The sequence below is a fragment of the Ralstonia pickettii genome, from assembly GCF_001699815.1.
In the GTDB taxonomy this organism is placed as follows: Bacteria; Pseudomonadota; Gammaproteobacteria; order Burkholderiales; family Burkholderiaceae; genus Ralstonia; species Ralstonia thomasii.
Genome location: NZ_MCGB01000093.1, coordinates 1 through 11,750, shown reverse-complemented (window position 1 = coordinate 11,750; position 11,750 = coordinate 1). Strand labels below are relative to the sequence as shown.

At 65.0% G+C, this 11,750-nt stretch carries 10 protein-coding genes; 1 reads left to right on the top strand and 9 read right to left on the bottom strand.

Annotation, left to right across the window (positions count from 1 at the left end; genetic code table 11):
• Positions 1-15: 15 nt before the first annotated feature.
• The 7 genes from BEK68_RS19705 to BEK68_RS19675 form a co-directional block, all read right to left on the bottom strand.
• On the bottom strand, positions 16-1,785 hold the full coding sequence (locus BEK68_RS19705; RefSeq protein ID WP_012430107.1) for a phospholipase D-like domain-containing protein: 1,770 nt from the start codon (positions 1,783-1,785) through the stop codon (positions 16-18).
• Positions 1,786-2,136: 351 nt separating this feature from the next.
• Positions 2,137-3,288, bottom strand: a complete 1,152-nt coding sequence (locus BEK68_RS19700) for an enoyl-CoA hydratase/isomerase family protein (protein ID WP_012430106.1) — start codon at positions 3,286-3,288, stop codon at positions 2,137-2,139.
• Positions 3,285-4,082, bottom strand: a complete 798-nt coding sequence (locus BEK68_RS19695) for an enoyl-CoA hydratase (protein ID WP_012430105.1) — start codon at positions 4,080-4,082, stop codon at positions 3,285-3,287. The genes BEK68_RS19700 and BEK68_RS19695 overlap by 4 nt, the downstream gene beginning before the upstream one ends.
• Positions 4,082-4,975 carry a 3-hydroxyisobutyrate dehydrogenase gene (mmsB, locus tag BEK68_RS19690; protein ID WP_012430104.1) on the bottom strand — a complete coding sequence of 298 codons (894 nt, stop codon included), beginning with the start codon at positions 4,973-4,975 and terminating at the stop codon, positions 4,082-4,084. The genes BEK68_RS19695 and mmsB overlap by 1 nt, the downstream gene beginning before the upstream one ends.
• Before the next feature lie 19 nt (positions 4,976-4,994).
• Complete coding sequence (locus BEK68_RS19685) at positions 4,995-6,542, bottom strand: CoA-acylating methylmalonate-semialdehyde dehydrogenase (protein ID WP_012430103.1); 1,548 nt, start codon at positions 6,540-6,542, stop codon at positions 4,995-4,997.
• Positions 6,543-6,614: 72 nt separating this feature from the next.
• Positions 6,615-8,309: an AMP-binding protein gene (locus tag BEK68_RS19680; RefSeq protein WP_012430102.1), complete on the bottom strand. Its 1,695-nt coding sequence runs from the start codon at positions 8,307-8,309 to the stop codon at positions 6,615-6,617.
• A gap of 61 nt (positions 8,310-8,370) precedes the next feature.
• Complete coding sequence (locus BEK68_RS19675) at positions 8,371-9,504, bottom strand: acyl-CoA dehydrogenase (protein ID WP_012430101.1); 1,134 nt, start codon at positions 9,502-9,504, stop codon at positions 8,371-8,373.
• A 171-nt stretch (positions 9,505-9,675) separates the two neighbouring features.
• On the opposite strand from BEK68_RS19675, the gene BEK68_RS19670 reads away from it, so the two are divergent.
• Positions 9,676-10,686, top strand: a complete 1,011-nt coding sequence (locus BEK68_RS19670; protein ID WP_004627919.1) for an AraC family transcriptional regulator — start codon at positions 9,676-9,678, stop codon at positions 10,684-10,686.
• Here BEK68_RS19670 and BEK68_RS19665 read toward each other — a convergent pair.
• Together BEK68_RS19665 and BEK68_RS19660 are read right to left on the bottom strand one after the other, a co-directional pair.
• On the bottom strand, positions 10,683-11,195 hold the full coding sequence (locus BEK68_RS19665; RefSeq protein WP_004627921.1) for a GNAT family N-acetyltransferase: 513 nt from the start codon (positions 11,193-11,195) through the stop codon (positions 10,683-10,685). The genes BEK68_RS19670 and BEK68_RS19665 overlap by 4 nt on opposite strands.
• Positions 11,192-11,750 (bottom strand): flavin reductase family protein (locus BEK68_RS19660; RefSeq protein WP_065851861.1); only part of this gene is annotated, 559 nt, incomplete at its 5' end. The genes BEK68_RS19665 and BEK68_RS19660, both read right to left, overlap by 4 nt.

Sequence of the window (11,750 nt, the reverse complement as noted above, 5' to 3'; positions counted from 1 at the left end):
CGCAGCCGGCACCGATCACGCGACAACAGCCTCCAGCGCTGTGCCGGACTTGGCGAACAGCGTGCGCTCCGTGAACTTGATGTTCTGCGGATCGTAGTACGGGTCGGCCCAGGCGGCAGACTGCTTCAGCACCAGCGGCTTGTCGGCCGTGGCCTTGGATTCGCCTGCGCGGAAGCGGTAGTGGTCGAACAGGCGGATGGCTTCGATCGCGTAGGCCGTGACTATGGCCGGGTCGTAGATGGCGATCAGGCTATCGCCGTTCTGTTCCTCGCCGCCCTTTGACAGGTTGGACGAGCCGCAGAACACGACAGGCTCGTCACCATTGAAATCGCATACGACAAACTTGTGGTGGATGTGCTGGCCGGTGCCGGCATCCACTTCCTGCTTGAACGGCGCAGGCGCTTCGTCCTTCAAATACGCAAACGACACGGTTTGCGAAGGCACATCGCGACCGGGCGCAAAGGCATCCACACCGCCCTGCTTGTCGATCACGCCCAGCGAGAGCAGCCCGGCCTTGTGCGGCACCACCTGTTCGAGCGTGGTCAGCATCTCGCCGCCGCCATCGGTGGCCATCACCGCAAACAGCACAGACGAAAGCGCGCCCTTCACTCGGTCGGCCGCCTCCGTTAGCAACGCATCGGTCTGATGCGGTGAAAAGCCGAAGCGCGCACGCGGCGTGCTGCCCTGCGGCACTGCCTGCCAGTCGGCGGCCAGCGCATCGGCGCGGAAGGCAGTCGCCACCTTGCGGCTGCCGGCAGCGTCCTCACCGTACTGGTCGATCCATCCCCACAGACGCTCGAACACCTGCGCGTAGAGCTGCGCAGCGTCTTGCTCGAACACCAGCACGCTGTTGGCCTGCACGTACAGGCCGCGCAGCGAGAAGTTGGCCGAGCCAGCGAGCACACGAACCGGCTTGCCGGCAGCATCACGCAGCAGGATCGCCTTGTGGTGCTGGAAGCGTGCCAGGTGTGTGCGGCGGACGTCGGCACCGGTCTGCTTGAAGTATTCAGCGGCCTGCGTCTCAAATGCGTCGTCGGTGCCATGGCCAGTGGCGTTGGCGCCGGTGCCGACGGAGTTGTCCTGAATCACGCGGACCTTGCGACCGTTCTGCGCAAGCCACGCAATCGCACGAATGATGTCAGGCTCGTCCAAGTCATAGGCGAGCACGTCGATACCGTAGCCGTCGGACGCGTGGCACTGGTTCAACAGATCGATGATGAGGCGGCGGCCGGTGGCGCCCAGATAGGCGTACTTGTCCTGATACGGCTGCGTGTCGTACAGCAGCGGCGACTTTATCTGCGCGCGCTTGTCCGGTGCCAATGCCGTGTTGCCGCCGTAATGATCGATGAACGCCTGCGACGACACATACCCGCGCACCATGCCCACGGTGGCCCAGTCGCTCATCGGTTGCTGCAGCGTGACGGTGACGATGCGCGTGGCGCGCGTCTCCAGTTGCACGGGGTTCGTCGACACGAAGTAGCGCGCGTGCACGGTGTAAGTCAGTTGCGCGGCAGCATGCGGCGGAAAGTGGACCCAGTGAAACGACTGGAACGGCGCGTCGATGGAATCGACGTACTTGCCGGCCTTCAGCGGCGCGTCTGCATGGATGGGCGTGTCGAAAGTTAGCCGGTTGGGCACCCAATATGGCGCCCCGCCCTGCGGCGTGCATTGAATGGCAAAACCGGCCAGATCGGCGCGATCGGCATCGGCCACATCAAAGGCGAACAGCACCGCGCTGTCGCCCTGATACACCTTCATCTGGAATGAATCGACGGATGTCGCCATGGGAGGAGCCTCCTTGGGGTGGCAATGCATCCGGCCAGTTAGCACCGCGATTGTGACAACAGTCTGACGGAGGGTACCAAAACCTAGCTGCCATGCGGGTTGGCAAGCGGCGACTTCAAAGCGGTTTCAATCCGATCTGCAGATCGGCCAACATATGTGTGCCCTGCTGGGCAAAAAAAACGCAGCGGAAGCCGCTGCGTACGATGAGAACGTGAGGGGTGACCTCTCCTCGCCCGTGTAAGTTACACGTAAGTTATGACAGAAATTTGTCACGAAACGGACTTACTGCCCCGGCGGACCGCATCAAATGGCGCATCCGTTGCTTTTGGGGCATTCCAGTCACATGACGATTCAGCAAAGCCCCGCCAACGGATGCCGCTCCGCCCGCCAGGGCGACGTCAGAAAATGCCGCACCCGCTCAGGCCGCACCTGCGGGAGCGTGGCGGGCGCCCAGCCAGGGCGGTGATCCTTGTCCACCAGATGCGCGCGCACGCCTTCGCAGAAATCGCCTTCCTGGATTCCGCGCGCAACGATGCCCAGCTCCATCTGAAAGCACTCCGCCAGCGACAACTGCCGACCACGCAGCAACGCTTCGCGCGTGACATGCAGCATCGTCGGCGAATGTGTGGTCATGGCTTCAAGCGTCGCCTGAAGCCATTGGCGCGGCTCCCGTGCCTGTTCGCGCTCCAGGCTCTCGCGCAGCGTGGCGACAATGCGATCGACCGACGAACGGCGGTCGAAATAGCGCTGCACCCACGGCGTCGCCTGTGCCAGCGGCGCGTGCGGAACAATGTTGCACGGCGGCTCGAACACGCGGCGCAAGGCCTGCATGAGATCGCCATCGTGCGGCATGCGCTGCAGGCGGTCTTCGAATGAGGCAAGCCATTCGGCAGGCACGCACACATCGGCCAGGTGGCAATGCAGCGCGTCGGCGCCGGTCAGCGTTACGCCCGTGAGGCCGACATACAACTCAAGCTCCGGCGACATCACGCTCAAAAAGCGCGTAGCACCCACGTCGGGCAGAAAGCCGATGCGCGTTTCCGGCATCGCCATCTTCGTGCGCTCGGTCACGACGCGCAGCCTTGCGGCCTGCCCAAGGCCCATGCCGCCGCCCATGGTGACGCCGTCCATCAGCGCAACGATGGGCTTCGGAAACTGGTGCAGCGCGTAGTCGAGCCGGTATTCGTCGACGAAGAATTGCAGCCAGCCGTCGTCGCCGTCCATGCGGCCCTGTTGCGCAAGCTGATAGAGCGCGCGCACATCGCCGCCGGCGCAGAAGCCTTTCTGGCCCGCGCCGCGCAGCACCAGCGCGGCAATGCCGTCGTCATGGCGGCATTGCTCCAGCAGCGTGGCCAACTGGCGCACCATGCCGTGCGACAGCGCGTTCAGCGCAGACGGCCGGTTCAGGGTGATGATGGCCAGGCGGTTCACCACACGCATCAACACCTCGGGCTCGGCAGCGGCGGCCTGGGGCGGCACCGTCTCCAATTGGACGGCGCTCATTGCCGCGTCTCCGATTCGTGCGTGGAATGCCAGCGCGGCGCACGCTTCTCCAGAAAGGCGTTCACGCCTTCGCGCTGATCCGGGTGGTCAAACAGATCGACAAAGCGCTCACGCTCGACGGCCAGCGCCGCGCCGCGCGGCACGCCGTTGCGCGCCTGATGGATGAGTTGCTTGCTGAAGGTGACGGCTTGCGGGCTCAACGTTGTCACACGCAGCGCCATGGCGATGGCGGCTTCGCGCGCGGCCCCCGTTTCCACGACCTCTTCCACCAGTCCGATACGCAGGGCGGTCTGCGCATCGACGCGCTCGCCGGTCAGGATCATGCGCTTGGCCCAGCCTTCACCCACGAGCCATGGCAGTGTCTGCGTGCCGCAACCGCAGCACAGCAGGCCGACGGCCGTTTCTGGCACGGCCAGCTTGGCGTGTGCCTCGGCGATGCGGATGTCGCATGCGAGCGCGCACTCCAGGCCGCCGCCCATCGCAAAACCGTTGATGGCGGCGATCACCACCGGGCGCGCATTCTGCAGCGCCTCGAACGCGGCACCGAAACGTGCAGCGGCCTCGCGCGCCACATCGCGGTCGCCATCGGCAAAGGTGTTGAGGTCTGCGCCTGCGCTGAAGAACTTCGGACCATCGCCGGTGACGACGAGGGCGCGCACGCGTGCATCGGCGTTCAATCGTGCGACGGTGCCTTGCAGTTGCAGCAGACCTTCCGGCGTGAACGCGTTGGCTGGCGGACGCTTGAGCGTCAGCACCGCGACGGTGTTCTGGTGCAGTGTTTCCAGTTCAATCATCACGCCGCTCCGTCTTTCCGATAGAGCTTGATGACGGCGGAGAAATCCAGCTTGCCATCGCCCTTGCTGCTCACGGTTTGATACAGCTGCTGTGCCAACGCGCCAAGGTAGACCGGCTGTCGGACGGACTTTGCTGCGTCACCGGCCAGGCCCAGATCCTTGAGCATCAGGTCGGTACCAAAGCCACCCGTGTAGCCGCGCGAAGATGGCGCGGTGTCGATCACGCCGGGGAACGGGTTGTAGGTGTCCGAACTCCAGCACCGACCCGTCGACGTGTTGATGATGCCGCCCAGCACCTTCGGGTCGATGCCCAGCGCCTCGCCCAGCGACATGGCTTCGGCCACGCCGGCCATGGTGATGCCGAGCACGAGGTTGTTGCAGATCTTCGCGCCTTGCCCCGCGCCGGTGTCGCCGCAATGCACGAGGTTCTTGCCCATGGCAGAAAGCACCGGGCGCACCTGTTCGAACGCCGCCGCGCTGCCGCCCACCATGAAGGTCAAAGTGCCAGCCGCTGCACCACCCGTTCCGCCAGAGACTGGCGCATCGACGAAAGGATTGCCGTGCTCGGCTGCCAGCGCGGCAAGTGCCTTCGCACTCGCTGGGTCGATGGTGCTCGAATCGATGATGGGCACGCCCTTCGCGATGCCCGCCAGCACGCCGTCTTCCGCCGTCAGCACGTGGCGCACATGCGCGGCGGCGGGCAGCATGGTGATCACGGTCTCCGCGCCGGCCACGGCGTCCTTGGGAGACGCGGCGGCCATGGCACCGGCTTCCACCAGCACGCCCACTGCCTGCGTATTCAGGTCGAACACGCTGAGCACATGGCCTGCCTTGAGCAGATTGCGCGCCATGGGGGCGCCCATGTTTCCCAAACCGATGAATGCGATTTTCATGACAACACTCCGGGAGCGATCAGCGCAGGCTGATGGTGGTGTTGACGCCGCCGGTGTCGACCGCGTCGTCAAACCAGCGCGCCGTTACCGTTTTCGTTTGCGTATAGAACTGCACGACCTGCTTGCCATACGGGCCCAGATCGCCGAGCTTGGAGCCGCGCGAGCCGGTAAAGCTGAAGTACGGCACCGGCACCGGAATCGGAATGTTGATACCGACCTGCCCGACGTCGATCTCGCTCTGGAACTTGCGTGCTGATGCGCCGCTCTGCGTGAACAGGCCCACACCGTTGCCGAACCGGTTAGCGTTGACCAGCGCAATGGCGTCGTCCAGCGTAGGCACAGTCAGCACCAGCAGCACGGGCCCGAAGATTTCGTTGGTGTAGATGTCCATGTCGGTCTTCACGTCGGTGAAGATCGTCGGGCCGATGAAGTTGCCGTCTTCGTAGCCGGCCACGCGCACATTGCGGCCGTCGAGCGCCAGCGTGGCGCCCTGCTGCACGCCCGATTCGATCAGGCCGAGAATGCGTTGCTTGGCGGCACGCGAGACGACGGGGCCGACATCGGTACCCGGCTCGACACCGGCATTCACCTTGAGCGTTTTTGCCTTGGCGATCAGGTCCGGCACCCACTGCTGCGCAGCGCCCACCAGCACGACGACGGAGGTCGCCATGCAGCGTTGCCCCGCCGCGCCGAAGGCCGCACCCACCAGCGCATTGATGGCCTGCTCGCGGTTCGCGTCGGGCAGCACCACGGCGTGGTTCTTGGCGCCCATCATCGATTGCACGCGCTTGCCGTGCTCGCTGCCCAGGCGGTAAACATGCGTGCCCACTGCGGTCGAGCCCACAAACGAAATCGCCTTCACGTGTTCGTGCGTGCACAGTGCATCGACCACGTCCTTGCCGCCATGCACGACGTTCAATACGCCGGGCGGCACACCTGCTTCAAGGGCCAGTTCCACCAGTTGCATGGTCGACAGCGGATCCTGCTCCGACGGCTTGAGCACGAACGTGTTGCCGCACACGATCGCCATCGGAAACATCCACAGCGGAATCATGGCCGGGAAGTTGAACGGCGTGATGCCGGCGCACACGCCAATCGGCTGGCGCAGCGTGTAGGTGTCGACCGCGCCGGCCACGTTCTCCAGAAACTCGCCCTGCTGCAGTGAGCCCACCGAGCACGCGTGCTCCACCACTTCCAGCCCGCGGAAGATATCGCCTTCGGCATCGGGCAGCGTCTTGCCCTGCTCGGCCGTCAGCGTGCGGGCAATGCGCGGCGAGTGCTCGCGAATCAGCGCCTGGAACTTCAGCATGATGCGCATGCGCGCACCGACTGGCGTGTTCTTCCACGTGGCAAACGCAGCATGTGCGGAGCGGATGGCTGCATCCACTTCGCCGGCCGTGGCAAACGGCACGCGCGCCAGCACTTCCTGCGTGGCGGGGTTCACGATGTCGCGCCATTCCTTCGACTGCGATTCGACAAACTCGCCGCCGATCAGCAGCTTGACGGTGGGCGGGGTGTCCTGCTGTGCGGCAGGCTTGGCGGAAGCGAGAGAGGCAACGGCGCTCATGGGAGTCTCCTGGCGAATCGGTATCGGTTGCGGTTTCGGTAGTGGTAATCGGTTCAATGCGGGACGGGCATATCAGGCAAAGTCTTCTTCCCAGTACTCGCCAGGCAGGCGAGCCGGTTGCGGCGTGCGTTCAAGCTCCAGCCGACGCAGTTCCACGCGCCGGATCTTTCCGGAGATGGTCTTGGGCAGCTCGCTGAACTGCAGCCGGCGGATGCGTTTGTAGGGCGCCAGCTTTTCGCGCGAGAACAGGAACACGGCCCGGGCCAGTTCAGGGCCAGCCTCATAGCCCTGGCGCACCGTCACGAATGCCTTGGGCACCGACAGGCGCAGCGGATCGGAACTCGGCACCACGGCGGCCTCGGCAATGGCTTCGTGCTCGATCAGCACGCTTTCCAGCTCGAAGGGGCTCAGGCGGTAGTCGGACGACTTAAACACGTCGTCGGTGCGGCCCACATAGACGAAGTAGCCGTCGTCGCGCCGCATCGCGACGTCGGAGGTGTGGTAATAGCCGTTGCGCATCGCCTCGGCCGTGGCTTTGGCGTTGTTGGCATAGCCCTGCATCAACCCGAGCGGGCGGTGCGAGAGCGGCAGCACGATCTCGCCTTCGCTGGCGGGCTGATCGTCGTGGTCGACCAGCTCCACGCGGTAGCCGGGCAGCGGGCGCCCGACCGAGCCCGGCACGACCGGCTGGCCCGGCGTGTTGCCGATCTGGCAGGTGGTCTCGGTCTGGCCAAAGCCGTCGCGAATGGTCACGCCCCAGGCGCTGCGCACGCGCTCGATGATCTCGGGGTTCAGCGGCTCGCCCGCACCGACGATCTCGCGCAGCTTGACGGCGTAGGTGGCCAGCGGCTCCTGCACCAGCATGCGCCACACGGTGGGCGGCGCGCACAGCGTGGTCACGTTAAAGCGCACCAGCACGTCCAGCGTGTCCTTCGGCACGAAGCGCGCGTAGTTGTAAACGAAGACGCAGGCCTGCGCGTTCCACGGGGCAAAGAAGCAACTCCACGCGTGTTTCGCCCAGCCGGGTGAGCTGATGTTCCAGTGGATGTCGCCGGGTTGCAGGCCGATCCAGTACATGGTCGACAGGTGTCCGACCGGATAGCTCTGGTGCGTGTGTTCGACGAGCTTCGGCTTGGACGTGGTGCCCGAGGTGAAGTACAGCAGCAGCGGGTCGGTCGCCTTGGTCGGGCCGTCGGGCACGAACTCCGCGGGCGCGTCGTAAGCCGCTGCCAGGTCGATCCAGCCATCGCGCTGCGCGCCCACGGCGATGCGCTTGACACTCGCATCAACACTCTCGAATTTGTGCAACTCTGCCGCATCAACAACCACGCATGTCGCGCCGCCCAGTTCAACGCGGTCGCGCACGTCATCCGGCGAAAGCTGCGTCGTAGCCGGCAGCACCACCGCACCGAGCTTCATCGCCGCGAGCATCACGTCCCACAGTTCGACGCGGTTCGGCAGCATCAGCAGCAGACGGTCACCACGCACCATGCCAAGCCCGCGCAGGAAGTTCGCCATGCACGACGAGCGCTCCGACATCTGCGCAAACGACAGCTTCAACCCTTCGCCCTGCGCGTCATCGACGATCCACAGCGCCGGGTTATCGTTGCCGCGCGCCATCACATCGAAGTAGTCGAGCGCCCAGTTGAACGTGTCCAGCTTCGGCCACGCGAACTCGCGATACGCGCGGTCGTAGTCGGTGCGATGGCGCAGCAGAAAATCGCGCGCTTCCACAAAACCCTGTGCTGCAGATACCGCTTCGTTCATCGTCGTCTCCTGGTCGGCGCGTTTGCGCTCTTTCGTATTCGGTCGATGTGCGCGGTGCGTGCTACACGTGCCGCGCGATCACCATCCGCTGGACTTCGCTGGTGCCTTCGTAGATCTGGGTGATGCGTGCATCGCGGTAGTGGCGCTCGACGGCGTAGTCGGCCAAGTAGCCATAGCCGCCGTGAATCTGGATGGCGTTGGAGCAGATCTCTTCCGCCAGTTCCGACGCGTAGAGCTTGGCCTGCGAGGCCTCCGACAGGCACGGCTTGTCTGCACTGCGCAGGCGCGCTGCGTGGTGAACGAGCAGGCGCGCCGCATTCAGGCGCGTGGCCATGTCGGCCAGCATGTTGGCGATGGTCTGGTGCTCGCGCAGCGCCTTGCCGAACTGAATGCGCTCATTCGCGTAGTTGCGCGCCGCATCGAACGCGGCGCGCGCAATGCCCACGGCTTGCGCAGCAATGCCGATGCGTCCGCCTTCCAGGTTCGACAATGCGATCTTCAGGCCCTCGCCACGCTCACCCAGCAGGTTCTCTTCGGGCACGGCGCAGTCTTCCAGGGTGATCGGGCAGGTGTCCGATGCGCGAATGCCGAGCTTGTGTTCGGGACGCCCGACGTGAAAGCCCGGCGTGTCCGTCGGCACGATGAAGGCCGAGATGCCGCGCTTGCCCGCCTCAGGGTCCGTCACGGCAAAGACGATGGCGATGTCCGCGCGTGCGCCGTTGGTGACGAACTGCTTGTTGCCGGTGAGCACCCACTTGCCGTCGCGCAGTACCGCACGGGTGCGCAGGTTGTTGGCTTCGGAGCCGGCGTGCGGCTCGGTCAGGCAGAACGCGCCAATCGCGCGGCCCGTGGCCAGGTCCGGCAGGTAACGCGCCTTCTGCGCCTCGGTGCCGAACTTGAGGATGGGGCCGCAGCCCACCGAGTTGTGCACGCTCATCATCGTCGCGCTGGCAGCGCACCCGGCAGCCACCTCTTCCAGCGCAAGCGCATAGGCCACGTAGTCGGTGTACGAACCGCCCCACTCCGCCGGCACGATCATGCCCAGCAGGCCCAGCTCGCCCATCTCGCGCACCACCTCGTCGGGTAAGGCGCCGTCACGGTCCCACTGCGCGGCGTTGGGCGCCAGGCGTTCGGTGGCAAAGGCGCGCGCAGCGTCGTGGATCATCCGCTGCTCTTCGGTATAGAAGTCGTCCATCGCTTGGCTCTTGCTTGTTTGCTGGCCGGGGCCGCGTGACGCTGCCTGTGCAGGCGCCTTACACTGTGCAGCCCGCGGCGCTCGGGTTCGATGGGGAAAAAGTGTAGGCACGCGGCCGGGCGGCTTCGATGCCCGTCACGATCAACTTGCGTGAGCGGATTTGCCATGCCGATGAAAAACAACGAGAAAGGAACCGTCTCTGTCAGCCTCGTCAACGAGGCCGTGACGCGCGCCCGCGCGCATGGCGTGGACATGCAGCCCATCATGGCCGCTGCGGGCATCACGCCGCAGATGCTGGCGCAGCCGCGCAGCCGCGTGTCGTCCGCACAGTACGGTGCGCTGTGGGCCGGTATTGCGCAGGCCATGGACGATGAGTTCTTCGGACAGGATGCGCACCCCATGCGCTGGGGCAGCTTCGTGACGATGACGCAGGCGGCGCTCACGGCGCGCACCGGCCGGCAGGCGCTTGCACGGGCCACGGGTTTTTTGCGGCTGGTTCTGGATGACCTGCATGTACGCGTTGAAGAAGACGATCAGCGTGTGCGTCTCGTGTTCGTGCACCGCAAGGGCACGCGTGTGCCGCCCATGTTCACCTACGCCACGTGGCTCATCATGGTCTACGGGCTGGTGTGCTGGCTCGTGGGGCGGCGCATTCCCTTCATTGCCGCGCGCTTCCGGTGCGCCGCGCCGCAGGATGCGCAGGAATATCGCCTGATGTTTTGCGACGACATGGCGTTCAAGCACGATGCGTCGTACGTCGACCTATCGCCCACCTTTCTCGACCTGCCGGTCATTCAGACGGCCGCGTCCATCAAGACGTTCCTGCGCGATGCGCCGGGCAGCTTCATCGTCAAGTACCGCAACCCGGATTCCTTCGCCGCGCGCGTGCGCAAGACGCTGCGCAATCTGCCCGTGGCCAGTTGGCCCGCGTCGGACGCAATGGCGCTCAAACTGAACGTGGCCGAGGCCACCATGCGGCGGCGCCTGAAGCTGGAAGGCCACACGTATCAGTCGATCAAGGACGACCTGCGGCGCGACATTGCCATCGGCCAGTTGCAGGACACGCGCCGCACCATCGCCGACATTGCCGTCGCGGTCGGCTTTGCGGAACCGAGCGCCTTTCACCGCGCCTTCCGCAAATGGACAGGCATGCGGCCAACGGACTATCGGACGGAGCGCTAGGCGTCCAGCCGCAGCGCCATGTGTTCTTCGTCGTAGAAGCGATCACCGACACGCATGGCGCGGCGCTCAATGCCGAAGGTTTCGAAACCCGCGTTGCGATACAGCGCTTGCGCACGCGGGTTTTCGGCGTTCACGCAAAGATGAATCTGCAATACGCGTGCAGCACGCGCGTGCGTAATGGCGGCGTGCAGCAGGCGGCCGGCAATGCCGCCGCGCCGATGTGCAGGGTCAACAAACACGCCCCACAGCACGGCCTTGTGCGCGACTTGCGCAAGCGCTTCACGCCGCAAGCCGGCAATACCGACCAGCTCAGGCCCGGCAAAAGCACCCAACACGATCTGATGATCGGTTGTGCGGATGCGGTTACGCGTTTCATCAAGCGTGCGCGCAGCCTCTTCATCGTGCGTCGGCCAGATGGCGGTGGGCGCGTCTTGAATGGCCCTCAGGCGCAGCGCCTTGAACGCTGCAACATCCTCATCGATCAACGGGCGGATGGCGATAACGCTCATAGCTGTTTCACCTCGACGGTGAACGCTTCGCCGGTCTCAAAGAATGCACCGCCCGCGAGGTAGTGCAGGGTCTTGCTGCCAGCATCCGTAAAGTGCCAGCGACCGTTGCTGAACAGCGCAGGATTGGCCCAGGCGGCGGTCACTTCTGCGATGAAGAGGTCGTAGCGCTTCTCGTTGTGCGGCTCCGGAATGACGCGGCATTCGAGCCACCCTGCACAACCTGCCACCAGCGGCACGTCGATCGTACGGGCGGGCATGGTGACGAGGCCCAGGGCATCGAACTTGTCGACATCGCGGCCCGAGAGTGTGCCGACCGTCAGCGTGGTCTCGGCAATCGCGCGGGTGGGAATGTTGAGTGCAAACACGCCCGAGCCTTCGATCAACTCACGTGTGAGTGTGCGGCTGTCGACCACGACCAGCACCTTGGGTGGGTCAAAGTCGAGCGGCATCGCCCAGGCGGCAGCCATGACGTTGCGCACGCCGTTGTGGGCGGAGGTGACCAGCGTGGTCGGGCCGTGGTTCAGGAGGCGGTAGCACTTCGCCAGTTCTACCGGG

Bases quoted from the DNA above. Each gene is read 5' to 3' on its own strand.
- BEK68_RS19705 (WP_012430107.1), bottom strand. From the start codon at position 1,785: ATGGCGACATCCGTCGATTCATTCCAGATGAAGGTGTATCAGGGCGAC.
- BEK68_RS19665 (WP_004627921.1), bottom strand. From the start codon at position 11,195: ATGAGCGTTATCGCCATCCGCCCGTTGATCGATGAGGATGTTGCAGCG.
- BEK68_RS19680 (WP_012430102.1), bottom strand. From the start codon at position 8,309: ATGAACGAAGCGGTATCTGCAGCACAGGGTTTTGTGGAAGCGCGCGAT.
- BEK68_RS19675 (WP_012430101.1), bottom strand. From the start codon at position 9,504: ATGGACGACTTCTATACCGAAGAGCAGCGGATGATCCACGACGCTGCG.
- BEK68_RS19685 (WP_012430103.1), bottom strand. From the start codon at position 6,542: ATGAGCGCCGTTGCCTCTCTCGCTTCCGCCAAGCCTGCCGCACAGCAG.
- BEK68_RS19695 (WP_012430105.1), bottom strand. From the start codon at position 4,082: ATGATTGAACTGGAAACACTGCACCAGAACACCGTCGCGGTGCTGACG.
- BEK68_RS19700 (WP_012430106.1), bottom strand. From the start codon at position 3,288: ATGAGCGCCGTCCAATTGGAGACGGTGCCGCCCCAGGCCGCCGCTGCC.
- BEK68_RS19670 (WP_004627919.1), top strand. From the start codon at position 9,676: ATGAAAAACAACGAGAAAGGAACCGTCTCTGTCAGCCTCGTCAACGAG.
- mmsB (WP_012430104.1), bottom strand. From the start codon at position 4,975: ATGAAAATCGCATTCATCGGTTTGGGAAACATGGGCGCCCCCATGGCG.